The 25,963-nt window shown below is 39.6% G+C and carries 20 protein-coding genes and 1 tRNA gene; 7 read left to right on the top strand and 14 right to left on the bottom strand.

All coding sequences use genetic code 11. From position 1 onward, the window contains the following. Nucleotides 1–62: 62 nt before the first annotated feature. The gene (gene psaB, locus H6G57_RS07290) at nt 63–2,291 is read left to right on the top strand and encodes a photosystem I core protein PsaB (RefSeq protein ID WP_190517227.1); all 2,229 of its coding nucleotides are present in this window, start codon (nt 63–65) and stop codon (nt 2,289–2,291) included. 292 nt (nt 2,292–2,583) lie between these two features. Here psaB and H6G57_RS07285 read toward each other — a convergent pair whose 3' ends face one another. The 5 genes from H6G57_RS07285 to H6G57_RS07265 all read right to left on the bottom strand — a co-directional run bounded on the left by H6G57_RS07285 (nt 2,584) and on the right by H6G57_RS07265 (nt 7,193). Continuing rightward, nucleotides 2,584–2,775 carry a hypothetical protein gene (locus tag H6G57_RS07285; RefSeq protein ID WP_190517225.1) on the bottom strand — a complete coding sequence of 64 codons (192 nt, stop codon included), beginning with the start codon at nt 2,773–2,775 and terminating at the stop codon, nt 2,584–2,586. 74 nt (nt 2,776–2,849) lie between these two features. Continuing rightward, nucleotides 2,850–3,557: a hypothetical protein gene (locus H6G57_RS07280; RefSeq protein WP_190517223.1), complete on the bottom strand. Its 708-nt coding sequence runs from the start codon at nt 3,555–3,557 to the stop codon at nt 2,850–2,852. A gap of 16 nt (nt 3,558–3,573) precedes the next feature. Beyond that, a complete protein-coding gene (locus tag H6G57_RS07275) occupies nt 3,574–4,581 on the bottom strand; it encodes a hypothetical protein (RefSeq protein WP_190517222.1) in 1,008 nt (335 codons plus the stop codon). A gap of 18 nt (nt 4,582–4,599) precedes the next feature. Next, the gene (locus H6G57_RS07270) at nt 4,600–6,807 is read right to left on the bottom strand and encodes a hypothetical protein (RefSeq protein ID WP_190517220.1); all 2,208 of its coding nucleotides are present in this window, start codon (nt 6,805–6,807) and stop codon (nt 4,600–4,602) included. Between the two features lie 312 nt (nt 6,808–7,119). Beyond that, a tRNA-Arg gene (locus H6G57_RS07265) sits at nt 7,120–7,193 on the bottom strand. 94 nt (nt 7,194–7,287) lie between these two features. Here H6G57_RS07265 and moaC point away from each other — a divergent pair. The 4 genes from moaC to H6G57_RS07245 all read left to right on the top strand — a co-directional run bounded on the left by moaC (nt 7,288) and on the right by H6G57_RS07245 (nt 9,252). After that, nucleotides 7,288–7,788, top strand: coding sequence for a cyclic pyranopterin monophosphate synthase MoaC (gene moaC / locus H6G57_RS07260; protein WP_190517218.1), 501 nt, complete (start codon nt 7,288–7,290; stop codon nt 7,786–7,788). 64 nt (nt 7,789–7,852) lie between these two features. Next, entirely contained in the window at nt 7,853–8,107 is a 255-nt protein-coding gene (locus H6G57_RS07255; protein ID WP_190517217.1) for a 2TM domain-containing protein, read from the top strand. A gap of 48 nt (nt 8,108–8,155) precedes the next feature. Next, on the top strand, nt 8,156–8,464 hold the full coding sequence (locus H6G57_RS07250) for a DUF3181 family protein (RefSeq protein WP_190517215.1): 309 nt from the start codon (nt 8,156–8,158) through the stop codon (nt 8,462–8,464). Nucleotides 8,465–8,547: 83 nt separating this feature from the next. Further along, nucleotides 8,548–9,252 carry a glutathione binding-like protein gene (locus H6G57_RS07245; RefSeq protein WP_190517214.1) on the top strand — a complete coding sequence of 235 codons (705 nt, stop codon included), beginning with the start codon at nt 8,548–8,550 and terminating at the stop codon, nt 9,250–9,252. A gap of 79 nt (nt 9,253–9,331) precedes the next feature. Here the strand turns inward: H6G57_RS07245 and purQ are convergent, their stop codons facing one another. The 3 genes from purQ to H6G57_RS07230 all read right to left on the bottom strand — a co-directional run bounded on the left by purQ (nt 9,332) and on the right by H6G57_RS07230 (nt 17,097). Further along, nucleotides 9,332–10,009: a phosphoribosylformylglycinamidine synthase subunit PurQ gene (gene purQ, locus H6G57_RS07240; protein WP_190517212.1), complete on the bottom strand. Its 678-nt coding sequence runs from the start codon at nt 10,007–10,009 to the stop codon at nt 9,332–9,334. 90 nt (nt 10,010–10,099) lie between these two features. Continuing rightward, nucleotides 10,100–10,372: a phosphoribosylformylglycinamidine synthase subunit PurS gene (gene purS / locus H6G57_RS07235; RefSeq protein WP_190517210.1), complete on the bottom strand. Its 273-nt coding sequence runs from the start codon at nt 10,370–10,372 to the stop codon at nt 10,100–10,102. A gap of 44 nt (nt 10,373–10,416) precedes the next feature. After that, a complete protein-coding gene (locus H6G57_RS07230) occupies nt 10,417–17,097 on the bottom strand; it encodes a DUF4347 domain-containing protein (protein WP_190517208.1) in 6,681 nt (2,226 codons plus the stop codon). A gap of 201 nt (nt 17,098–17,298) precedes the next feature. Here H6G57_RS07230 and H6G57_RS07225 point away from each other — a divergent pair, with 201 nt between their 5' ends. Continuing rightward, on the top strand, nt 17,299–17,715 hold the full coding sequence (locus H6G57_RS07225) for a hypothetical protein (RefSeq protein ID WP_072718549.1): 417 nt from the start codon (nt 17,299–17,301) through the stop codon (nt 17,713–17,715). 51 nt (nt 17,716–17,766) lie between these two features. On the opposite strand, the gene H6G57_RS07220 is transcribed toward H6G57_RS07225, so the two are convergent. From H6G57_RS07220 to H6G57_RS07200, 5 genes are all read right to left on the bottom strand, one after another. Further along, on the bottom strand, nt 17,767–19,722 hold the full coding sequence (locus tag H6G57_RS07220) for an alpha-amylase family glycosyl hydrolase (RefSeq protein ID WP_190517207.1): 1,956 nt from the start codon (nt 19,720–19,722) through the stop codon (nt 17,767–17,769). A gap of 123 nt (nt 19,723–19,845) precedes the next feature. Beyond that, the gene (locus tag H6G57_RS07215; RefSeq protein ID WP_199314039.1) at nt 19,846–20,361 is read right to left on the bottom strand and encodes a heme-binding protein; all 516 of its coding nucleotides are present in this window, start codon (nt 20,359–20,361) and stop codon (nt 19,846–19,848) included. A gap of 42 nt (nt 20,362–20,403) precedes the next feature. Next, the gene (locus tag H6G57_RS07210; RefSeq protein WP_190517205.1) at nt 20,404–20,985 is read right to left on the bottom strand and encodes an NADPH-dependent FMN reductase; all 582 of its coding nucleotides are present in this window, start codon (nt 20,983–20,985) and stop codon (nt 20,404–20,406) included. 13 nt (nt 20,986–20,998) lie between these two features. Continuing rightward, a complete protein-coding gene (locus H6G57_RS07205; RefSeq protein ID WP_190517203.1) occupies nt 20,999–21,949 on the bottom strand; it encodes a thermonuclease family protein in 951 nt (316 codons plus the stop codon). Between the two features lie 327 nt (nt 21,950–22,276). Next, on the bottom strand, nt 22,277–22,888 hold the full coding sequence (locus H6G57_RS07200; protein ID WP_190517202.1) for a PH domain-containing protein: 612 nt from the start codon (nt 22,886–22,888) through the stop codon (nt 22,277–22,279). 184 nt (nt 22,889–23,072) lie between these two features. Here H6G57_RS07200 and H6G57_RS28895 point away from each other — a divergent pair, with 184 nt between their 5' ends. Next, complete coding sequence (locus tag H6G57_RS28895; protein WP_242048892.1) at nt 23,073–23,279, top strand: hypothetical protein; 207 nt, start codon at nt 23,073–23,075, stop codon at nt 23,277–23,279. Here H6G57_RS28895 and H6G57_RS28890 read toward each other — a convergent pair. Beyond that, nucleotides 23,272–25,752 carry an MASE1 domain-containing protein gene (locus tag H6G57_RS28890; protein WP_242048891.1) on the bottom strand — a complete coding sequence of 827 codons (2,481 nt, stop codon included), beginning with the start codon at nt 25,750–25,752 and terminating at the stop codon, nt 23,272–23,274. The two genes, H6G57_RS28895 and H6G57_RS28890, sit on opposite strands and share 8 nt — an antisense overlap. Between the last annotated feature and the right edge of the window lie 211 nt (nt 25,753–25,963).

Here is a 25,963-nt window from a genome sequence, read left to right as displayed (position 1 = left end):
TTAATCGGCTTTCTTCTTCCCCCTGAAGCGGAATAGAAAAGAACACGATTTAGTTAGGACTTATGGCAACTAAATTCCCCAAATTTAGCCAGGACTTGGCCCAAGACCCGACAACACGTCGGATTTGGTATGGGATTGCCACAGCCCATGATTTCGAGACCCATGATGGCATGACAGAGGAAAATCTTTACCAAAAGATTTTTGCCTCCCACTTCGGTCATCTCGCTATCATCTTCCTCTGGACTTCAGGCAGCCTATTCCATGTCGCTTGGCAAGGTAATTTTGAACAATGGGTCAAAGATCCTTTAAATATTCGCCCCATTGCTCACGCCATTTGGGATCCCCAATTTGGCAAACCGGCGGTAGAAGCCTTTACCCAAGCGGGTGCTTCTAACCCCGTTGATATCTCTTACTCTGGGGTGTATCACTGGTGGTACACCATCGGGATGCGCTCAAATGGTGACCTGTATCAAGGGTCTATCTTCCTGTTGATTTTGGCTGCTATCTTCCTGTTCGCAGGTTGGCTCCACCTTCAACCCAAGTATCGTCCCAGTTTGTCCTGGTTCAAGAATGCTGAATCTCGTTTGAACCACCACTTGGCAGGTCTGTTCGGGGTTAGTTCCCTGGCTTGGACAGGTCACTTGGTTCACGTTGCCATTCCTGAATCTCGCGGACAGCACGTGGGTTGGGATAATTTCCTCAGCACTCTGCCCCACCCGGCTGGTCTGGCTCCCTTCTTCACAGGCAACTGGGGTGTATATGCCCAGAACCCGGATACAGCCAGTCACGTTTTCGGAACCTCTACAGGTTCTGGAACCGCAATCCTGACCTTCTTAGGTGGCTTCCATCCTCAAACCGAGTCTCTCTGGTTGACGGATATGGCTCACCACCATCTGGCGATCGCAGTGTTGTTCATCATTGCGGGCCATATGTACCGGACAAACTTTGGAATTGGTCATAGCATCAAAGAAATGATGAATTCCAAAGATCCTCTGTTCGGGTTCAAAAATGAAGGGCCGTTCAACCTGCCACACCAAGGGTTGTACGACACCATGAACAACTCTCTGCACTTCCAGTTAGCATTTGCTCTGGCGGCGCTGGGTGTGATCACCTCTGTGGTGGCACAGCATATGTATGCAATGCCCCCCTACGCCTTCATCGCTAAGGATTACACCACGATGGCGGCGCTGTATACCCACCACCAATATATTGCTGGGTTCTTAATGGTCGGAGCTTTCGCTCACGGGGCAATCTTCCTGGTGCGCGACTATGATTCCGAACAAAACAAAGGCAATGTGTTGGATCGGATGTTACAGCACAAAGAGGCCCTCATCTCTCACTTAAGCTGGGTGTCTCTGTTCCTCGGTTTCCACACTCTGGGCTTATATGTCCATAACGATGTTGTGGTTGCTTTTGGAACTCCTGAAAAGCAAATTCTGATTGAACCGGTTTTTGCTCAATTCATTCAAGCGACTCATGGTAAAGCACTCTATGCAATGGATGTGTTGCTGTCGAACCCTGAAAGCATCGCCAGCACCGCTTGGCCCAACTACGGTAACGTTTGGTTGCCCGGTTGGTTAGAAGCTATCAACTCGGGTAGCAACTCCTTATTCCTGACGATTGGCCCTGGGGACTTCTTAGTTCACCATGCGATCGCTCTGGGTCTGCACACCACCACCCTGATTTTGGTCAAAGGTGCGTTGGATGCTCGTGGCTCTAAGCTAATGCCCGACAAGAAAGACTTCGGCTATGCCTTCCCTTGTGATGGCCCTGGCCGTGGCGGTACTTGCGACATCTCTGCTTGGGACTCTTTCTACCTCTCGATGTTCTGGATGCTGAATACCATTGGTTGGACAACCTTCTACTGGCACTGGAAGCATCTGGGCGTTTGGCAAGGAAACGTTGCTCAGTTCAACGAATCCTCTACCTACCTGATGGGCTGGTTCCGTGACTATCTGTGGCTGAACTCGGCTCAGTTAATTAACGGCTACAACCCCTACGGAACGAATAACCTGTCGGTCTGGTCTTGGATGTTCTTATTAGGACACCTGGTTTGGGCAACTGGATTTATGTTCCTGATCTCTTGGCGGGGTTACTGGCAAGAGTTAATCGAAACGATTGTCTGGGCACATGAGCGCACTCCTCTGGCGAACTTAGTTCGTTGGAAAGATAAACCGGTTGCTCTGTCTATCGTTCAAGCTCGTGTGGTTGGTTTAGCTCACTTCACGGTTGGCTATATCATTACCTACGCAGCCTTCCTAATTGCCTCGACTGCGGGTAAGTTTGGTTGATGTAACGTTAACTGAATCCTCGTTTGATAGGTAATTAAAAAGATCCCCTACCTTCGGGTGGGGGATTTTGATTTTACAGAAAAAGCGATCTCAGAAACCGGGTTTCTTCCGCTATATTTCTGTTATTCAGAAAAAGCGATCGCAGAAACCCGGTTTCTCGGTGCGCTTGTAATTTTTGGGCGATCGCTTCAATTCAAAAACCAACTCAAGGCAATTATATTAATATCTGTTGGTAAATCAACTCTATTACCACCCTCTAACTCCTCCGCAACCTTGACATACTCCCCAATATTTAAAACTCCTTAATTTTATTAATGAGTTGCTGGTAATCTTTCATAATTGCCTGTTCTTTTTCTGTTTCTTTTTCTGTTAGTTCTTCGGTTTTGCACTTGCGAAGAAAGTTAACAATACGAATTAATTCTTGTTGCTGCTCATCGGGTAAGTCTTTGAGAATGTCAATTCCTGTAGAAATGATTTGTCCCACTTGGAATAAACTTTTTAAGGGGTCAGTTTCATGCTCTTTGTTACTAACTGATCCTGTGGTGTTGGTGTTGGGATTTAATTCTCCTGAATTGATTCCGGTATTGTTAGGGGCTGCTTTATTTGCTCTTCCTGTAATTTCTCCGTTGGGGAGTTTGGGTTCGGAGGGTTTTTCGGTTCGGGTTTCTGAACTGCTATCATCGTTATAACCAGGATTAACACAAGGATTACGACGATTAATATGGGAATTAACATTTTTTTTTCCCCAGGTTGCTGCCATTTAACAACATTAATCCTTTGATCTGGCTCATCAGAAATTGGCGTTTCCCGAATTTCTTGAATAGATTTCTTAACTAAATCTCGATCAACTTTAAATCCATAATAATTTTGATCATCATCAAATGTTACAGCATTATCAATTTTGGCTCGAAAAGTCTCCCAATTACACTGAATATGATTAAGAATTTCTTCTAAGATTGGTTTATCTTTGGGAGAAGCTATAATAGCAACAGAGTTACGAATTTGACGACGGTAAATTTCTGTCCGTTCATTAGCTTTTAATCCAGTTACTAATAACAAAATTTCTTGACCATGTTCAGCTAAGACAAGAGAAGGATCATGACTATCATATTGATCGGTTAATCTTCCTTTATTTTTATCATGGGCTTCTTGAAGAATGGTCGGAATTTCTCGAATATGTTGACCTTCCTGAGTCACTTTAACCCAACAATAATCATGTTCTTGGGCAAGCCCACAACTTTGAACATAAACTTCTCTAATATCCATAAATAACTCCTTAGCTTTAAATATTTAATAAGTTTTTACCTTGAATGACTTCAAACCCTTCAGCCGTTTTACAATCTTTGGCATATTCTCTAATGATTTCTTTCATTTCTTGATCAAGCTGTAGCCACTCTCGAATAAAATTTAAAATACCCCATTGATTTTGAACATATAATCTTAACACAAACCGTAGCAGATATTTAAGAGGCTGTTCACAATTTTTAGGGTTATAATCGTCATCATAACTTCTTTTACTGAAATGGAAGTGAGGCTTTTCATCAATTAACTCCACCCGCGAGAAAAATACGTTACCAACGGTTTGAACAGGAGTTACAACCACAGAAACTTTAGAAGCTAATGCTGGACTACTGAATAGATCAAGCAAATTTGCATATTCCTCTTTAACTCGTTTTAGCAATTTAGCTGCATCTTGAGAGGTTTGAACATAGCTTTCACATTTTACAGGAGCCAAGATGACCAAGCGAGGGTTGTTGAGATCCTGATAAGTTTTTTTGAACCAATCCGTGACTTCTTGTCCCCTATTGCTATACTCATGTAAATCAAACTTTTTTTCTTTTATAGTTCTTTTGAGTTTGGGAGAATTTTTTTCCATTAGTGCAGGAGTATCAATCGCAATCACTACCGCTACAGACTCTTTTAATATATTTTCAGCAAAGGCCCATTCTTTCTGATCAGAGGAAAGCAAATAAAAACCTGGAAAGTCTTGAAAATGAAGTCGCAAAGACGGTTTAGTGCCTTTCTGACCTAGATCAAAAATGAATGACCGTATTGATTGAGGCCCAGCCGCTGCTTCTGTTGAAATGATACCATCTTTGCCCTCAAAATCCTTACTTAAGTTTTCCAACTCTGCTAAACGTTTTCCTAATGTTATTTGTGTGTACTGATCAGGAATTAATTGAATATTAATCCCACGATTAGCCTTGTTAATTTCCTGATACATAGATGTTAACAAGCTAGTTTTACCTACATATCTAGGGCCAAACATAGCAATTTTGAGTTCCTGCATAAAAGTCTCCTAAATTGGTTAGTTGAGGAATTGTAAATTTTGGGGTTGGTTAGCATTTTGAGCTTGTTCTAAGATCTGACTCCACTGGGTTTTAAGACGAGTGCGATCGCTGAACTCTTTAAACTCTAAAGGCCAAATTTCCTGTTGGTGCATTTCAACAAAGTAATACCATTCATTCTTAACCCCTGCTGCACGAAGAATCCGATCTAAAAATTCTTCTACAATTGCAAATGCAGCTTGACTGGGTTCACAAAATAACTCAGCTAAGGCATTATCACATTTATAAACTGCTTCTGCATGAGCCGTTTTCAAACAATTTAAAACCTGTTCTGCATCAGGAGTGTTTCCTAACTTTTTCGTGGTGGGTTCATTAGGCGTTAAACCATCTAAATGCTGACGAATCCGATGTTGTACAAATCCTCGATAGGACAGTTCAAAGTCAGCTAATAGTTGAAATCCTGCCTTGAGTTGTGCTTCTGATTCAGGAATAATTTCTGCTAACGCTTGAATAAATTCAACTCCTCTAGCATCCGTTAATTCTCCTAATCCTCCATTTTCCAGATTAATTAAAGTGTCTGCTACTTGTGATTTTACACGATTGAGCGATCGCTTTAATCCGTCATCCAAAGATAAAAAATGTTTAGATAGATTTGCTCTAACTTCATTTAAGTATTTTTCATAAACAGTACCATAACCTTGTACCTGCTTATTTAGGATCTCAATTTTTTCTATTGTCGGAATCCCATGATCCTGCTTACAGGTCATAATGGCAGCTTCAACCTGTTCTTTGAAATCAATATCAACTTCATCTCGATTCTTTCTTAAGTCTTCAACCAGCGTCTTTAACCCATTCGTGATATCCTCCCAAAATTGATCAAATTTGGGAAGAAATACTCTTGAAATGTTATCCTGATTAACCGATGTTTTTAGCGTTGTTAATGCTTTTTGTAACTCAGTATTAATACTGTTTTGTAATATAGATAAACGCTTTTGACAAGCTAGAGCATATTGTTGATCTAAAGTTTTAATTTGATGACTTAAATAATCCAAAACTCGATCCAGAATTTGATGATTAACTTCCTCTGGATTAGAACAGTCTGCTATAATCGTTTGAGCCACATTAATATATTTTCCTGCCATTGTTTCTGCAAGGCTTTGGCAGTTTCTCAAGTTATCTCCATTTTGTGAAGTTGCTGAAGTCCGATTTAAAATCATAAAAGACCATAAATTAATCGGTAAATCCACTAAAGCTTTTGCTGCTAAACCATAAAGTTGTACATCGACATCAGCCCAAAAATCACCCAATGATTTAGGGAGTTTAACGAAAAGAACAAAATCGACATCTTGACCTAAAATTTCAATCATCCGCTCTGCATCACCGATTCCAGTATCTCCTAATCCTGGCATATCAACTAAGGCGATTTGGCTGACATCAGTATTCGGAAAAGTACAGGTGATTTTAACCTCTTTTACAGCTAGATAATTAAAGAATACTTGCTGTCCTTCTGCATTATCTTGAGCAACATATTCTCGAATACTTTCACGAGGAATTCGTTGAGGCGAAGTAATTTTAAGCAGATGATGATATTGATTAAAATGGGTATGATAGCGTTTTAAGTGTTCATATTTGGCTTGAGTCATTTCTTTAGGTTCATCCGATTGACTCAGTTGAGAGGGTAAATTCGGTAAAGGTTGATGAGCAAATTCTCTTAAGGTTAGGGGTATTATTCCTAATTCCAGCTTTCTATAATAAGGGGCTATCACTTCTTTTAAAAATGAAGCTTCAGAATGAAACTTAACCTCTGCATAAGTTTCGCTATTCGGAACATGATCAAGGGTACTTCTAACCCCCGTACAATGCTGTGTACTACCATCAGGAATTTCTGCACTGGTGAGCCCTGTTAAACTTTGTAATAACCGACTTTTTCCTTGTCTAGCTCTCCCGACAACACCAATATTCAAGCTATTACGAGAAAAACGGCGTTGTAGTTTTTTGAGAGCTTCTAATTCTTTAGCAATCACCCCAGAAAACGACGCTATATTGAGAGATTGCAAAGTGTTGATTACATTAGGCTCATCAATCTGTTCTAAAAGTTGATGGCGTTGCTCTTCCAGATGGTGTAATGCTTCGTTCAGAAAGGTGAGATTTTGGGTTACAGTTTCAATCCGGTTTGCGAGAGGACGACGCTGTTCAATAATTTGAGCAATTTTTGCGGTTCGAGTCATGAGGTGCTATTCCCTACTGAGTCAAGATCTCAAGTTTATATTTTAACTGAAAATCGCTTTAATAATATTTGGTTTGAATCAAACCCATTTTGTATTGCTCAAAAACAGATGATCCCTCCTAAAACCCCTGTAGAGACGTTGCATGCAACGTCTCTACAGGGGGGATTTGTAGTCAACATTTAAAGATTTCATATAAGCCCTTAATCATAAACACGAGCAACGCGGTTGAGGCCAACGGTTATTAGCACAAAATAAAAAAAGATAGAAACAAGGTAATCTTGCCTCTATCTTTTTTAATGATTAATATTTAAACGGGCTAGGAGGGATTCGAACCCCCGACACCGTGGTCCGTAGCCACGTGCTCTAGTCCACTGAGCTACAAGCCCTTGCCAGTTCAGAACAACAACCCCAGGAACAATATACACTGTTGAACGAGGGTGTTTTCTTCACCGCTTTCTTATATTAACACATTTTTCCCAAATGGCAAGCAATTTTTTGGAAAATTCTTCTGATCGCCTCACCCACCTCGATGAGACGGGGGAAGCCCGCATGGTGGATGTGTCGGGGAAGGTCGCAACCCGTCGTCAAGCCATCGCCGGGGGACAAGTGCGAATGTTACCTACAACTTTTGCCGCCATTGAAGCGGGAAACGCCCCCAAAGGAGACGTTTTAGGGACAGCGAAACTCGCGGGAATCATGGCGGCCAAACAAACGGCCCAGTTAATTCCTTTGTGTCATCCCTTACCGTTAAGTAAAATTGAGGTTCAAATTTGGCCCGACCCCGAATTACCGGGGTATCAAATTCAAGCGGAAGTGATCACCAAGGCTGAAACTGGAGTGGAAATGGAAGCGTTAACAGCCGTTTCTGTGGCGGCGTTGACCTTATATGACATGGCGAAAGCCTTAGAAAAGTCGATTGTGATTGAGTCTATTCGCCTGTTGAGTAAAACGGGGGGAAAATCAGGAGATTACCACCACTAGATAGAAGAAGTCAAGCCCCATTCAGCCTAAAATAGAATAGAAAAAGCTTGGGAATTAACTGTCTATGCCTCCTCGTTGGCCCCGTAAACCCGACCGCAAAGATCCTGATTATCGTCGTTTAGATGATCGGATGAATTTTGCCATCCATGTTGCTATTTTTGCAGCGATTAATTCGGGTTTATGGTTTTTTCATAATTTACAATCGGCTGATTGGTCTTGGTTAATTGGATTTACGGGCGTTTGGTTATTGGCGATCGCTATTCATGGTTTTTATATTTTTGCGATCGCCGACTATTCTCCTGTCAGTTCAAATCGATAACATTCAAGTTAACGGTTAACCGTTAACCCTCAATTATTTAGGAGATTAATGATGTCTGTTTTAGATACAAGAAACATTGAAAAATTAGCGGCTGAAATTGGAGAAAATATCTATATTGATGTCGCTAAATGGCATCTGTATTTAGCTGAAGCGCATTTACATACTCAATTAGCTGAACAACTGTATCCCCTTTTAGAAAAGGGTGACTTTACCGAAAGCGAAGTTCAACAAGTGTTGCAAAAAATTTATGTTAATTTAGGCGGAGGAAAACAAACCACCTCCCTTGTCAATTTAATTCCTAATTCAGGAATTCAAGAATTGGTGAGAATTTTAAAAGACTTCCAAGAAGAACTGTAAACTTTGTAGTGAGGCGTTCACGCCTCTCTAAATTTTTGGAGTCAAGCGCCAGTCATCTGTAACAATATTTCCTAATAAAAACCATGATTGAACTTTACTACTGGCCTACTCCTAACGGTCACAAAATCCCGATATTTTTGGAAGAAACCGGATTAGACTATCAAATTATTCCGATTAATCTTGGGGCTGGTGATCAATTCAAACCAGAATTTCTTAAAATTGCTCCTAATAACCGAATGCCCGCTATTATTGATTTTAATCCGATTGATGGTGGGGAACCTTTATCTGTCTTTGAATCTGGCGCAATTTTAATTTATTTAGCCGAAAAAACCGGACAATTTCTCCCTCAAAATTGGCGCGATCGCAAAACCGTTTTAGAATGGCTGTTTTGGCAAGTGGGAGGACTAGGGCCAATGGCAGGACAAAACCATCATTTTTCCCAATATGCACCGGAAAAACTGCCTTATGCCATTGATCGTTATGTAAAGGAAACTAATCGTTTATATGGGGTTTTAAATCGTCAATTAGAAGGGCGAGATTATATTGCAGGGGACTATTCAATTGCAGATATGGCTTGTTATCCTTGGATTGTCCCTTATGAACAACAACAGCAAAATTTAGATGATTTTCCCCATTTAAAAGCTTGGTTTAATCGTATTCAATCTCGTCCGGCGGTGATGCGAGCTTACGAGAAAGGAAAATCCTATTCTTCAGGTGCAACAATGACCGATGAAGCCAAAAAAATTCTCTTTGGTCAAAGTGCAAAAACGCTTCAAAATAGGGAATAGGGAACAGGGAACAGGGAATAGGGAATTATTTCCCCCTCACCTTTGCTGAAAAGGGGTTGGGGGAGAGGGGACATAATTCCTAATGCAATAAGGTTTTAAACAACTTAATTCCGTCCGTATTTCCTAACATTGGATCAGAGGCACGTTCTGGGTGAGGCATCATTCCTAAAACGTTGCCTTGACGGTTACAAATTCCCGCAATATTATTTAAAGAACCGTTAGGATTTTCTTCGGGTTTTGGGGTTTTATCTGTGCCATACCGGAATAAAACTTGGTGATGATCTTCTAATTCCGCTAAGGTGTTTTCATCGGCATAATAACACCCTTCTCCATGAGCAATGGGTAAATTGATCACTTCCCCAGCTTGATATTCAGACATCCAGGGATTATTATTATTAACCACCGTCAACGGAACGGACTCACAAATAAAGTGTAAATCCCGATTTCTGACTAACGCACCGGGTAATAATCCCGCTTCGGTTAACACTTGAAATCCGTTACAAATTCCCAGGACAAATTTGCCTTGGTTGGCGTGTTCAATTGTTGAACGCATCACGGTTGAAAACCTTGCGATCGCACCACAACGCAAATAATCTCCATAACTAAACCCCCCCGGAATCACCACCACATCAATATCCGATAAATCCGTATCTTCATGCCAAATCATGCGGGTAGGTTGTCCCAATAATCCTTGAGTTACCCAAGCCACATCTCGATCGCAATTAGAACCCGGAAAAACAATAACGCCAAATTTCATAGTTAATTTATGTAGTAAATTACAAATAGAAACGAGTTGATCAAAAAAAGATATTTCACCTCATCTTTGATCAACCCACCTGTTCAAAAATCAAGCTGTAACGGCTGCAACCTCCGTTAGATCAAATCGATAGATTTCAATCACAGGATTTGCCAACAATTGATCGCAAATACGGTCAAGTTGGGTTCTGGCTTCCGCTTCATCGGTTGCAGAAAGCGTCATTTCTATATATTTACCAATTCGCACCTGTTCAACATTGTCATATCCCAAATGTTGAATGCCAGATTTGACCGCCACGCCTTGAGGATCAAGAACAGAAGGACGGAGGGTAATATAAATTCTAGCTTGGTAGTGATGGGTCACAACAATCCCTACTTAAACTGCACAGTTCTTATTATCACTTTTTATTAGATCACTGAAGAAACAAAGTCCTCAGCCGTCAATAAGTTTATATTAACTCCCGGTAAAACAGCCAGAATTTCTAACCCAACTTGGATCGTTACCCCGTCAGCAGAGGGAATAATGCTAATTTGCTCGAAAGTTAAATCTCCGCTCAAAACCAGTAAGTCTTGACCCTGTTGAAAATCCGTAATCAGATCAGAACCATAGCCGGGAATAAGGACAAAGCGATCGCGACCTTCACCTCCGGTTAAACTATCTATTCCTTGTGCACCCACAAGCACATCATTACCTTGACCTCCGTTGAGTTGATCATTCCCTTCACCCCCATCTAGGGTATCGTCTCCGCTTTCTCCCCATAACAGATCATTTCCCTGATTACCATCAAGCCAGTCATCTCCTTGACCTCCATAAAGGCTATCATCACCGGAGTTCCCAGACAGTGTATCGTGATCTAGTCCACCTTCCAAAAGATCATCACCTTCATTTCCTTCTATTAAGTCAGATCCTTGATCCCCAGAGACGGTATCATTTCCCAAACCCCCTTGTAATTGGTCATTTCCCTGACCTCCATAGACTTGATCGGCTCCCTCTCCACCGTTGAGCCAATCATTCTCTTGATTCCCGTTGAGCCAATCATCTCCTAGTTCCCCGGAAATCGTATCATTTCCTAGATTACCAAAAATTTTATCCTCACCCTCACCGCCGTTAATTTGGTCACTATTTTTACCTCCTAAAACTGTATCGTTACCCCTTCCAGCATCGATAAAATCACTATCTTGATTTCCATGAATCCAATCATCACTATCACCCATTTTAATATAATCGCTTCCGGCTAAACCAAAGACTTTATTAGCATTAGAGGTTCCCACAAGATAATCGGGTTCATCACTGGAAGTTTGGGATATCGGATTTGTCAAGTTCGTTTTTAAGGTGGGGAAAACGATAGGAATAATAAATTTAGTCGGGTCAAAAATGTCAAACTCTTTCTGTTGTCTTATTGCAGAGTTTAAAGAAACTTGAGTTTCTATAGGCGGTGTTGCTGTGGGTTGAGGAGTTGGCTCCGGTGTTAGTTGGGGAGTCAGTGTTGGCTGGAGCGTCGGTTGAGGAGTTGGTGTTGCTGTAGGCTGAGGTGTAGGTTGAGGAGTTGACTCCAGTGTTAGTTGAGGAGTTGGTGTAGGTGTTAGTTGAGGAGTTGGTGTAGGTGTAGGTTGGGGAGTTGGTGTAGGTGTAGGTTGGGGAGTCAGTGTGGGTGTAGGTTGAGGAGTTAACTCCAGTGTTAGTTGGGGAGTCAGTGTTGGCTGGAGCGTTGGTTGAGGAGTTGGTGTTGCTGTAGGCTGAGGTGTAGGTTGAGGAGTTGACTCCAGTGTTAGTTGGGGAGTTGGTGTTGCTGTAGGTTGGGGAGTTGACTCCAGTGTTAGTTGGGGAGTTGGTGTTGCTGTAGGTTGGGGAGTTGACTCCAGTGTTAGTTGGGGAGTCAGTGTTGGCTGGAGCGTCGGTTGAGGAGTTGGTGTTGCTGTAGGTTGGGGAGTCAGTGTAGGCGTTGGTTGAGGAGTCAGTGTGGGTGTAGGCTCCGGCGTTGGTTGGGGAGTCAGTGTGGGTGTAGGTTGAGGAGTTAGTGTGGGTGTAGGTTGAGGAGTTAGTGTGGGTGTAGGCTCCGGCGTTGGTTGGGGAGTCAGTGTGGGTGTAGGTTGAGGAGTTGATGTAGGTGTAGGCTGAGGTGTAGGCTCCGGCGTTGGTTGGGGAGTCAGTGTGGGTGTAGGTTGAGGAGTCAGTGTGGGTGTAGGTTGAGGAGTCAGTGTGGGTGTAGGCTCCGGCGTTGGTTGAGGAGTTAGTGTGGGTGTAGGCTCCGGCGTTGGTTGAGGAGTTAGTGTGGGTGTAGGCTCCGGCGTTGGTTGGGGAGTCAGTGTGGGTGTTGGTTGAGGAGTTGATGTAGGTGTAGGCTGAGGTGTAGGCTCCGGCGTTGGTTGGGGAGTCAGTGTGGGTGTTGGTTGGGGAGTTGGTGTGGGTGTTGGTTGGGGAGTTGGCTCCGGTGTTGGTTGGGGAGTTGGCTCCGGTGTAGGTGTAGGCTCCGGCGTTGGTTGGGGAGTCAGTGTGGGTGTAGGTGTTGGTGTGGGTGTAGGTTGGGGAGTTGGTATGGGTGTAGGTTGAGGAGTTGGTATGGGTGTAGGCTGGGGAGTTGGTGTAGGTGTAGGCTCCGGTGTAGGTGTAGGCTCCGGTGTAGGCTCCGGTGTAGGCTCCGGTGTAGGCTCCGGTGTAGGTTGAGGTATATCGTTATCTGTAATTGTAGCTGCGATCGCAGGAATAGAAATCGTGGCATAATTTTCATCCGTTGTTGTAACACTATGCTGAATTATGCTGCTGTGTTCACCTTCAACCTCTGTATCATCTACCGCAGTTATTGTAACGGTTTGAGGAATATTCCAATTAGCGGAAGTGAATGTTAGAGTCGAAACATCGGTGGTTGACTGACTATCGGGATTAATTGCGATCGCAACATCTGCTGTCGGTTGTCGTGTTAATACAACATTATATTGATCGGTAGCGCCATCTTCACTAATATTTGTATTTCCATCAGTTGGAACAATATCAATATCAACACGAAACACTTCAATCCCTGTTGAAAACTCGGAAGTATTATTATTAGGATCGGTAGCTGTCGCCGTAATAAATTGACCTTCTAATATATCAACGGGAAGTTCTAAATTAAAATTGGCTATCCCGGCAGCATTAGTGGTGACATTGGTAGCGAAAATAAAAGTTTTTCCTTCACCATTACCAGAAGAATCAAGTACAGAATTGGAGAAAAATTCTAAGGTAAAGGTTGTGTTTGGGATATCATTTAAGATTCCTTTAACGGTGGTTTTATCATTGGAAGAAATTGCCGAGCTTAGAGAAGGTGCAACTTGATTATTATTGGCAGCATCAATTAAATCAATGCCTAAACTATTATTGTCAAAAATAGAATTTCTTAAAATGGCAAAACGATCTGTATTTTGGATTTCAATGCCATTTCCGCCATTAAAAGCAATTGTATTACCCGCGCCTGTTTCTGTTCCCCCAATAATATTACCAATTCCAGCACCTTGAACTAAAATTCCCTGTTGAGTATTCCCTAACGGAGAAGTACCATCAGCTTGAGTTCCAATTAAATTACCTAAAATTTTATTATTAGCAACATCATCAGGAATTCCGGGATCACCAGAAATTAAAACACCAACGGTATTACCCGAAATTAAATTTCCTTCACCGGAATTTTTCCCACCAATTGTATGATTAGATCCGCCAATAATAACACCAGCGCCGTCTGTTTCTGTTCCATTTGCGATCGCAATTGTTCCGCTTGGATCAGTTCCAATATAATTACCAATTAAGTTGTATGCTGGTTTTGAACTTTGAAAAATGACACCAACACTATTCCCAGAAATAATGTTACGTTCAGCAGCAGTTGTACCTCCAATAATATTAGGAGGAAGATCTTCAGTATAATTGAAATTATCAAACAGTGCTAAACCCAAGCTGCCATCAATTCCAGTCCGACCTAATGCAAGAGTTCCCGTAATATCTGTCCCAATATAGTTCCCAATAATTTTATTTCCACTAGCAACCCCTTCGTTATGAGAACCAGGTGCTAATAAACCCATCAAAATTCCGAAATTAGCAACAATAATATTGCGTTCTTCTGGGGTTGTTCCACCGATAATATTATTAGGTGCATCAGTAAGAGTAATACCCCAACTTTTATCGCTTAGGAAAACTGTACCTGTATAATCTGTACCAATTAAATTCCCAATAATTTTGTTATTAGACGCACTTCCCCCAGTAATACTGACTTCGCCACTACCAATTCCAGGTACAGCATTGCTAGAAATGACGTTATCTTTAATGGTATTATTCGCAGAGTCCAAAATAGAAATTCCGCCTCCCCAGCCATCATCCCGAACGGATTCTGTGCCCGTTTCATTCGTACCAATCCAGTTATTTTCAATTAAATTTAACCCTTTATTTCTAATTTGAATAGCAGGAATCTGAGAGTTATTAAGAATTAAACCTTGAATGGTACTACTGCCTGCGGTAAGGGTTAAGCCAGAAGTTGTAGAAGATGTAATTGAACTATCAATGGGTGAAACTGTAACCGCATTACCAAAATCTAATTCAATAATGGGTTTATCAATATATCCGGGTTGACTTTTTCCATCAATAATAACGGAATCAGCAATGTTGGGAAGTTTGGAAGCAGGTTGAATTGTAAATGTATTTGTTGTACTATTATAACCCGGATCAGTTGTGGGAATATTAAACGTAATGGTATCGGTTCCCGGTAAATAATAGCTATCAATTAAAGCTTGTCGGAGGGAACCCGCACCCGAATCATTTGTATTGACAACGGTTAAAGATTCCCAGAGGAATAAATTAGCATTATTCCAACTGGTCAAATCATATCCTGTACCCGGTTGTAAGGTTAATTGAATGGTTTCATTAGCATCAGGAACGCCATCATCAATGCCATTAATTTCTAAGGTTGCGGTTGTTGCACCTTCGGGAATAATCAAACTATTAGCGGTTAAATTCGTAACATTATTTCCCTGAATTACAGTATAGTCATCCCCACTAGAGGCAGTTCCAGCGAGATTAAAATTAACGGTAATTCCGCCAGCAGGTGCAGGTTGATCAAGGAGAATTTCAAACGTGCCATTTTGAGTTCCAGTTTCAGTTGCTGTAATTCCCCGGACTACACTAATTTTTGGGTTTCCGGTTGGTAGAGTATTCGCTACAAAAACATCGGTTTTGTTATTAGTATCTCCAGCAACTAAATTATTGGCAAAGGAAGTAAAGGTGATAAAATTACCATTAGCCGATAAAGCTGGAGATTCAGAACTATTATTTCCTTCATTTCCCGTTGAACTAATGGAAACTCGATTAGTAATTGCGTTACCATCGTCAAATACCCCATTTCCATCGGGGTCACGGTCATGGATGAAAACGTCTTGTTTTTGATTTGTATCTCCAGAAACTAGGTTATTACCTAACGTCACAAAGGTTATAAACCGTCCATCGCCTGAAATATCAGGTGTTCCGGCGGCTAAATTACTGGGTTCTGGTATTCTTCCTCCTATAACGGAAACGCGCTGACTCACTTTCGTTTGTCGGTCATAGACAAAAATACTGCGATCTGCAATAGAATATAAGGACTGCTCATCTTGAGATTGAAACGCGATATAGTGTCCATCAGCAGAGATGACAGGATCAACAGAATTCCCTGTTTTGGGATTTCCCTCTGAGTCTACAGAAACAGGGGTGGTGGTGTTGTTCCCTTCGTCAAATACCCCATTTTCATCGGGATCACGGTCATGCAGAAAAATATCCGTCGCTTGGTTAATATCCTCGGCGACTAGGTTTGTTGAGTTTGAATGGAAAGCAATAAAACGACCATCTGCCGAAATAGTCGGTGCGCCGATATCATCACTATCTAAGCCAAAACTAAATCCCTCATTTCTTTCTGTGCCCTCTGAACTAACGGAAACACGGATGGTGTTACCTGTTTGCAAGTCATGAACAAAAACATCCGCCAGTCCGTTGCTATCGCCTAAAACTAGGTTGTCTGCTTCTGAGGTAAAGGTAACAAAGCGACCATTACCAGAAATTTTTGCTTCACTAGAAATAGCATTACTTTGAATACCTCCAGAACCAAGGGAAACACGAGTTATGACGCCATTTCCTTCATCAAAAATTCCATTTTCATCAACGTCACGGTCATAAACAAAAACATCTGAAGTGTTGTTGCTATCGCCAGTAACTAGATTATTAGCACTAGAGGTAAAGGCAACAAACCGCCCATCAGTTGATAGACTAGGATTAGATGAAGTGCCATTTCCCTGAACTCCGCCAGAACTAACAGAAAGTCGGCGAGTAACGCTATTAACTTCATCAAAAATCCCATTTTGATCAGGATCGCGATCACGAATAAAAATATCGGTAGCGTTATTGGTATCACCAGCAACTAAATTATTCGCATTTGACGCAAAAACAATAAAACGTCCATCTCCTGAAATATCGGAATTAGAAAATCGTCCTGAATCATTATTTCCTTGAATTTCGGTTGAACTAACCGATACTCGTTCTGTTTCTAATATACCGGAGTAGGTTGCTAAAATTTGCGGTTGAAAGGCGATGGCTGTGTTCAGATTATTGGTATTAATATTAAATTCCCAACTTCCTCCCCATTGAGGATTTCCGACTTTTTGAGTTGAGGCAATAATATTTAAACCTGTTAAAGTCCGCAGCTTTTCAATAAATACTGCACCTCGACTTTGTGCTGCAACTTCACAACCATAAAAAATTAAAGACGCATCAGGACTAAGATAATTTTTCCAGTGTTGGAGTTGTTGAGCATAATAATCGATTGTTATCCAACTTAACGCGATATTACCGAGTTGGATACAACCTGGACTCCCATGACTCACCAAATGCAACGCAGTAATTGGTGTCCGGTCAGCATAAAGGCTGAGGGATGTAGTGATTTGTTCAACCCCATCTTCATCACCATTGAGAAGAATTCCTAGAGTGTTTGGAATTAAACTTGTTAGCAAGCGATCGCAGTCTGTCACACGGGGATCGATAAACACTAAGGTGGTGCCAGAGGTCGATGCACAATAGGAAGATGCAAATCCAAGGGGGGAAGAATTCATAGCCAGACTTAACCCAAATGTTAATCCCTGTAATAGGTTGTGGGAATTGGAAAACGGTTAATTGAATATATGTCTAGCCCTAGATCACTTATGCAGTATCAATTCACATCAAGGTATTAAGAGTAACAAATGAACCTGTAAGCCTAATTTTTTGTCAGTATGGTTTAAATAGGGTTTACTGACTTCAGGAGAAGCTTAAAAATGAAACTACGCAATTTAACAGTGTTAGGATGTGTTTTCGGGATGGTTTTAGCTTTAGCACCCAACGCTTGGGCTGATCGGCAACAAATGACCCAAGGGGGTTCTCTTTCCTTATCAGGTACTTCTGGAGGGCCTGTTAATAGTCAAGATTGCGGATTTATTGCTCAAACCCCCAATCATATTATTGAAATTACTGAAGATTTACCGTATTGGCGAGTGATGGTAACAACCTCTGGTTCACCTACATTATTAATTGATGGCCCTAGCGGACGTTATTGTATGTTACCAGAGGGTTCTGCCAACAGTGGAATTTTACAATATTCAGGTTACGGAACCCAAGGTAATTATAACATTTATATCGGTGATCGTCAACAAAATCAAAATCCTTATCGGCTGTTAATTACAGATCAGAAATAGCACTTCTAAGCAGGGGACTTGATAACTGATAACTGACAACTGATAACTGATTTATGATTCTCGTCCAGATGCCCAAAGATCCCGCCATTTAACAATACCTTCATTGGCAATAACCCAACGACGAGATACTAAATTTTCGCGTAATGGGGATGTTCCTTCTCGTAAAATTGCATATTTATAATTAATCAATTTTCCGGCGCTTTCATTAAAAGGAATTTCCCCAAACCAAGTGTTAGTATTGATATATTCTAAAGGATAAGCTTTGGCAATATCCCAATTCCCTAATTCAGGACAATCCCCAATGACAACCACTCGTTCTCCGGGTTGAGTTTGAATTCCGTTTAATTGGACTCGAACAATGGTTTGTGCTTTCAAACGTTCCCCGACTTGAGACAAAACAATGACCTGTTTAGAAGCGAGTTCTAGGTTATAAAGTTTTCCGTCTTTGACTTCATATTTATTCTTAGACATGACATCCGTATGTTCTCCATCATTTAACTCGGTTTCGACTTCTTCAAGAGTTACCATTTCTCCGCGATTCATGGCTACAAATAACAGACAATCTCGATAGCGACGAACATAACAGTAAACATCAGGAGTAATATATTTTTGCCATTGACTTCCTAATGATACGGCAGGATTTAAGCGTCTTAAACCTGATAATAATCGAAGCTCTCGATAAAGGGGAGAATCCGTATCCCAAGTTTCCATCATCGGACGATTATAGGGGTCATTATTTCCATAGGGATTTCCGTCTCCATTGGTATCATTATGAAGGAATTGTTCTGTGCCATAATAAACACAAGGAATGCCACGAGATGTCATAATTAAAGCGATCGCCATTTGCAAAATTTCAGGATCAGGATTTAAGGTTTGGAATCGGTGCATATCGTGATTATCGATAAATGTAATCAATTCCGTTGAACTATAATAGCGATGATCCAAATCTAAAACATCTTGAATTAAGTGAAATCCGGCTTCTTCAAATGCGCCTAATGCTCGACGAATTGCAACACAAAATCCAAAGTCTAAAATCGACATTCCAGACTCATTTGCAAATTCCACAGATCGATCTTGTTCTGGACTCGAATAAATCCACTCACCAAAGATAAAAACATCGGGTCTGTAGGTTTTGATATCGGCGTTAAATTCCTGCCAAAACCAAATTGGCATATGTTTAACCGTATCAACCCGTAACGCATCAACTCCTCGATCTAACCATTGTTTAATGGCAGATTTGATATAATTTCGGTATTCAATATTATTTTCATTAAAAGTTGCTAATCCTGATAATTCACAATTCATGACTTGCCATTCATCTTCCCAATTCTTGACTTCTCCATAATGATGATACCAGTTCTTTTCATCATTATTAAAATCTGCAATTTTGACTCCATCATCATATAATATTCCTTTTTTTCCACTAATATCGGGGTTACTATGATTACACACAATATCTAAAATCAACTTCATATTACGACTATGAATTTCTTCGATTAAGCGATCAAAAGTTGTGTTGCGGGTGTCTTGAGTCGCATTCAGAGAAGGGTTTTCATCTTTACCAATAAAACGGGGATTCAAGCGTTTAAAATCGCTTGTCCAATAGCCATGAACTGCCGCCGTTTCACAGAATAAATCTTCGATTTGTTCAAATAAAGGGGTTAACCAAATTGCCGTTACTCCTAAGTTTTTTAAATAATCAAGTTTATCAATAACTCCTTGTAAATCACCTCCCCAATATTTACCCCAATCTTGTTGTTGTGGATCATAAAGTTCAGGATTAGGGCCTTCACTATTATTGGGATCACCGTCATAAAATCGATCTACAACAATAAAATAAATCGTTTCTTGGCGAAATTCAATATCACGGGTATAAAGAAACTCTAAATCAATATCAAATTCCGCCTTATGGTCTTGAACAAGTTCCTGAATTTCACTTTGAGCTTCAACGCTAGAAACTTCTTCTTTGGGGGATGTGGTTTGGGGAGGAAAGACTGTATTTGACATGGGGATATTAGTAGGAGCTAGATTAAATAGATGGGTTTGTACCTTCCAGTATTATTGAATCTGAACGGATTCAACATCTATCCAAAGAAAGAAGAATAAGATGAATTGAAGAATTATGATATTTTATGTTAAAGAATCCTGAATTGGAATTTGCACCTCACTATATTTTAAATGTTCAGGGGTCATGGGAGAGTTATAAAATAATCGACGAGGAGAACCAATTATTTCATATTCAGGATGTTGTTTTAACCAATTTTTTAACCGTTGTAAATGAATTTGATAACTTTCCCAAGTATAAGCGCCTTGGATACCAATACTGACGACTTTCATCGTTGGGGTATCGGTGACATTGACATCAGATTGTATTTGTTGAGGGGTAATTTCAGGATGAGAATAGAGAAAAGAAACCTCGGCTTGATTGATAGATTCAGACTCCTGTAAATACCGAGCTTCTACAGGGGTTGTCATGGAAATATTGTTGCTACTAATATGTTGAAATAGGGGATTAAATGCCCTGCGAGTGGCTTGAGTTAAATCCCCTTGATGTAAATAGGTTACTCCTCGATAAGCGGGATATTGTTTAACTTCAATCACTCCAACGGGAGTGGGTTGTGGAAATCCGTCTGGTAAAGAAGCCATAATCTCAAACTAGGTGGGAAGAACCCACCTTAAAACAACAATTTAAGCTGAAAGTTTCATTAATAAAGTTGTTACTTTCGCCCCTAAATTTTCAACATCCTGCTGTTGTTGGGGATCTTTCAAATTGCCATCTTGATTAAAGGCTTCAAACGCCTTAGAAATTGAACGTTGTTCAGGAATAACTAACACCCCAATACTTTCTAAAATTGCCCGAACATGAACTAAGCCTCGCATTCCTCCAAACCCTCCAGGAGATGCACTCATAAGGGCTGCAACTTTATTGTTAAAACAAGCTAATCCGGGTAAATTAGGTTCAGGACGAGATGCCCAATCAATGGCATTTTTTAATAACGGCGTAATTGAACTATTATACTCAGGACAGGCAATTAATAAGCCTTGATGAGCTAACATTAAGTCTTTAAATTCACGAACAGTCGCCGGAATTCCTTGTTGCGCTTCTAAATCTTCATCAAATAAGGGCATCGGTAAATTCCGCAAATCAATATAAGTCACTTCTGCCCCGGCTGCTTTTGCCCCGGCTGCGGCAATTTGAACTAACTTTTTATTCACAGAGGCTTCTCTAGCACTACCAGCAAACGCGAGAATTTTGGGGGAATTTGCCATGATTTTATCCTCATCAGTTCTGGGTTTTATTGTAAATGAAAGTCGGGGAATTTGTCGAACTTGTCGTTTGAAAAATCGGACAAAAATCCGATAATTGTTGCAAACTGGTTAAGGTGATTTCGGGTTTATCTCGATACATCGTCACCTGTCCACTAACATAAATATAGCCGCGTCCTAACCCGGTATACCGTTTATTAATTAAATAAACCAGGGGAGCATATTTTTCATCGGTGGCTTCAGGAATCCATAATTTCAAATTGTGGTCTTTTGTTCCCGTATGAATAATAGCACTATTCCCGATCCATTTGGTAATTCCATCTTGTAAATCACAGAAAATAGTTACCCATTGTTGTTTCATGGCGGCGAGTAAAATTTTAGGATAATCTAAACGCACGGATAACACACCATTGGGTTGTCCATAGCGACGAAAATCATCTACAATTGAAGCTCTTAATGACCACCAAGGCATTAAAATTGTATAGTTTCTAAACCCACTGTGTTCATTGGTTTGAGGATTCCAAATCATGCGATTATAAGCTTGGGCTTCGGCTTCAGCTTCCATCATTTCTTGATGATATAAGCGAGAATGTCCATATTTAATATAATAAGGACTCCACCCTTCCTTAATTAACTTTAAATTAAAGTTTTCTCCATATTTATGAACATAACAAATTAATCGTCCGTGATGATCTCGATATTTTTCTAAACAGACTTCTGCGGGTTCATTGCCATCAAATTCAATATCAACTTGGGTTAAAAAACCATGTTCATTTGTAAAATATTGTTGTGCCATTTCTGCCGCAGCAATTCCGGCATTAGTTCGAGGTTTAGAATCATGGTTGAGTATTTCTTCTGTATCCACACAATCGAGTCTTAAAAATTCCCGCTTATCATTGAGTAACACTTTGATAGTGTCCCCATCTACGACTCTTGTGACTTGTAAGTTTTTAATTCGAGTTCCCACAATATTTAATTTTCCTTTGAGTTATAAATGATACAATTTATCTTGACACTAGAATTAATAGCTTTGATTATAATACCATAGAGGATAACAGAGAATAGACAGAAGTTTATTAATTAAAATATAAGGATTGTGGTGATTTAGATCATTATTGCTACTTTCATTGACAGCAAGAGCATCAACACCATCATTTGGCTTGGTATTAAGATAGCGTTCCTCTACTCTTAACTTTTTTGATTTGTGAAAAATAACTGTAAGGGTTGGGAGACCCAACCCCTACAATAAAATATTACGACCTATTTAGAAGTGCTATAATAACTCATCCCGGCTTTAATTGTTAATAAATTTCTCAAAAATATCGCCAAATTCTTTCCGAACATAAGTTTTATGAGCTTGTTCGAGCCACTGAAAAGCATACTGGTTAATGGCTTTAAATTGTTCTTCTAAAGCGGAGGCAGTTGTCGAACGGTTAACGGCGTTTGTTGCTGTATTTAAGCTAGTTTTAGCATATTCATAATGAATGGCGTTTTCCTGTTGAATTTCCGAAATTTTAATTAAGGCTTTATACAAGTCTTTAAGTTTTTCAATAAAAGCTTTACCAACATCAATAGAATAGGAATGCTCACCCATCGTAAATTTAATTTCAATGTCCATATCCAATGTTCCTGCTGTTTCAAGCTTGACATTTTTAATGATATGGTGACTGTAATTATAGCGGTGAAGCAAGCGTTTTTTGCTCATAGCAGAAGTACCATCCAGATGAATCAAAGCGCGATTAGTAAAGCAATATTCATCGGTTTTTGACTTAATTAGAAAATAGATTTTTTCCCCTTCTTCATGGATGATATAATCATCGGTATCTACTTTGTTATAGTCTGCGGGTTTGATGACAGCACCAATATCACTTATACCCAAAGCATCCGCCGCAATATTTTTGAACATAGATTTGCCTCTGCGATCGCATGAATAAGATTAACTGCATTATATCCCAGATTCCGCACTTCCAAAAAAAAAGTAACGTACTGTACTACATAAATTTCCCTAGATCTATAGTACAAATACTTATTTTTCCCTAAATTTAGAGATATAATATTAATTAATTCAGTTAGATAAGGAGATTTTTCTCATGACACTAATGACAATAAAAGATTTAGAAAACTTACAAGCAACTCTCTCAGAAGCTGGACAGGATTACCAATTAGAACTTGAAAATGGGAAAATTATCGTTATGGGGCCATCAGATATTATCTCTAGCGAAAATTGCATTTATAACAATTTAAGTTATCAAACCTGTGGCTACAGGCTAGAAGCCTGTACCACTGTAATTAATTAGAATCCCCAACGAGAGGGTCTATTAAATCAATAATTTGCTCAAATTGAAATTGACGCACCAGTTGAGTTAAGCTTTTAGTGAAAGAAGTTTCGGTTGCGGGAATTTCTAAGATTAATTTCATGATTTGCTGCTCATCTGCTTCGAGAACTGCTTGATATAATTTAAGCAGCCATTCTGGGGGCATAATTTGGAATTGTTCTGTAGTGAGTCGGGGTAATTCATTAATTGTTGCTCCTGTTTGACTATTCTCATCTGTCATATTGTCATAAATATATTTGACTCCTAAATGTTTATTTAATATCTCAAAAATTGTAGATTCTTTAAAGGGTTTACGCATAAAATCGTCACAGCCAGCCGACAAAATAATCGCTTTCTCTTCTTCTAAAACACTCGCAGTTAAAGCTATAATTGCAGTGGCATTACCTTGAGTCGTTGACTTAATATATTTAGTGGCTTCATAACCATCCATGACAGGCATTCTCATATCCATAAAAATTAAATGAGGTTGCCATTCTTGCCAAATTGCGATCGCTTCAATTCCATTACTAGCTGCTTTCACTTCAAATCCTAATGGTGAAAATAATTTTATTAATAATTGGCAATTAATCGTTTTATCATCTACCGTCAAGATTTTGTAAGTCGGTTGACCCGGTTCTAATGCTAATACTCGTTTAGGATTAATTTGTTGAATTTTAGTTAATTCTTTACCTAATTGTACCGAAATCGAAAATTGAAAAGTTGTGCCTTTCCCTAATTCACTTTCTACGGTAATATCTCCCCCCATTAACTGCACAAATTGACGACTAATAGCTAATCCTAATCCGGTTCCTTCTTGGGCTTCTCGTCCTGATTCTGTTTGCGAAAAAGCCTCAAATAAGTTAGTTAATTCTGCTTCAGAAATTCCTTTTCCTGTGTCGCTAATTTGAAAATTTAAAATATAATCTTGATTCTCTTTATTGTCCTTGAGATTAACAATTAAAGTTACCTCACCTTTGACAGTAAATTTAATCGCATTACCCAACAAATTCAGTAAAACTTGACGTAATTTTACGCCATCAGTGTAAATATAATGAGGTAAATTTTCACCGCAATCGAAGATTAATTCTAATCCCGCATTAAATGCTTTTAAATAGAGCATATCTTCTAAATCATCGAGCAATTGATATAGGTCAAAATCCTTTTGATTCAGAGTCATTTTCTTGGCTTCAAGTTTAGAAAAATCTAAAACATTATTAATTAAAGTTAATAAATATTCTCCACTACGCTGAATAATCTTCGCCTTTTCATATTGTTCAGAAGGTAAGTTTTTTGTGCGTAACATCAGCTGAGAAAAACCTAGAATTGCGTTTAATGGACTCCGCAATTCATGGCTCATATTAGCAATAAAGGTACTTTTTGCTTGATTTGCTATTTCAGCTTTTTCTTTAGCAATTGCTAATTCGTCGGTGCGTTCCTTTACACGCTTTTCTAACTCTTGATTTAATTTTTGTAACTGATTTTCTGCTTGTGTCCGTTCACTAACTGTAGCTAATAATACTAGATTAGTAATAGTTGTTACAGCCATAAATGTTTGTAATAATAGAGTTGCCTCGCTGATATTTCCTGTTCTCGCTATAAATGGACCACCATCATAAAAATTTGATAAAATCGAGATCATTGATACTAAAAATGTGGCAATAATCGAGATTCTTTGATCAAATTTTAAAGTTGCCCAAATAATAAAAGGTAAAGGCAAATATTCTATGGGATAATTAGCAAGATGTTCATCTATTTTTTGAAAAAAGATTAGGGAACTAATAACAGTAATTATACCCAATAAAAGAAAAGATTTTACCCTTTTTCTCAGTAATTCTGGCTCGGATAAAACTTGCTGATCGGGTAGCTGATTATCTGGATATAATAAAATTAAGGGAGTAAAAATCAAGATCCCCATAACATTTCCTAGCCACCAATTCCAAAAAAGATTAATAAAATTACTCCAATCGCCTAAAGGAGATACACAAACAAAATCACTCCACATCCCTTCTTTAAATAAACAAATAGTTGAGACTTGCAAAATTGTTTTAATTTGAGTAGAAATGATCGCCCCCCAAAATATCAACTTAAAGACATCACTTAAACGATTTAAACGGCGATCAAACTTAAAATAATCTAAACATTTCACCGCAAATATGGTTTGTAATATTTCGCCGATTGCAGGCATGATCGACGTAGTAAAATCAAATTCATCTAAGCCAAAAATGATGTCTAATAATATAAAACTAATTACTATACCGGGCCAAACCCTAATCCCAAATAATAACATTAGTGCTAGAGCGATTCCGGCGGGTGGCCAGACAGCCAGAGCAAAAGGATCTATTAACTGAAGTTTTATCGCTAGAGTCATCCCTGCAATATAAATGACAGTAAATGTGGTGAGTTGAAGCTTATAATTTCTCGATAGCGATCGCCGAATTTTTTGCCTTAATTTCATTTTTGTTGTCCAAATTTTCTAAATTAACAGTAATCTCAGGGGAATTTGTCGAGATTTTGGGTATTTTGAGGTGCGATCGCTAGTCATCATTAAGTAATCAATAATATTCTTTATAAAAATTATTCGAGGAAAAGAATAATGGGCAAAGTCCATCCGAAATTATAAAAAATCCCTGGTTTACCAGGGAAGATCACAAAATTAACACTGATAA

It is taken from the genome of Planktothrix sp. FACHB-1365 (assembly GCF_014697575.1).
Taxonomy (GTDB): Bacteria; Cyanobacteriota; Cyanobacteriia; order Cyanobacteriales; family Microcoleaceae; genus Planktothrix.
Note: the sequence above shows the minus strand (reverse complement) of the source record. Positions and strands in the feature narration are given on the sequence as shown.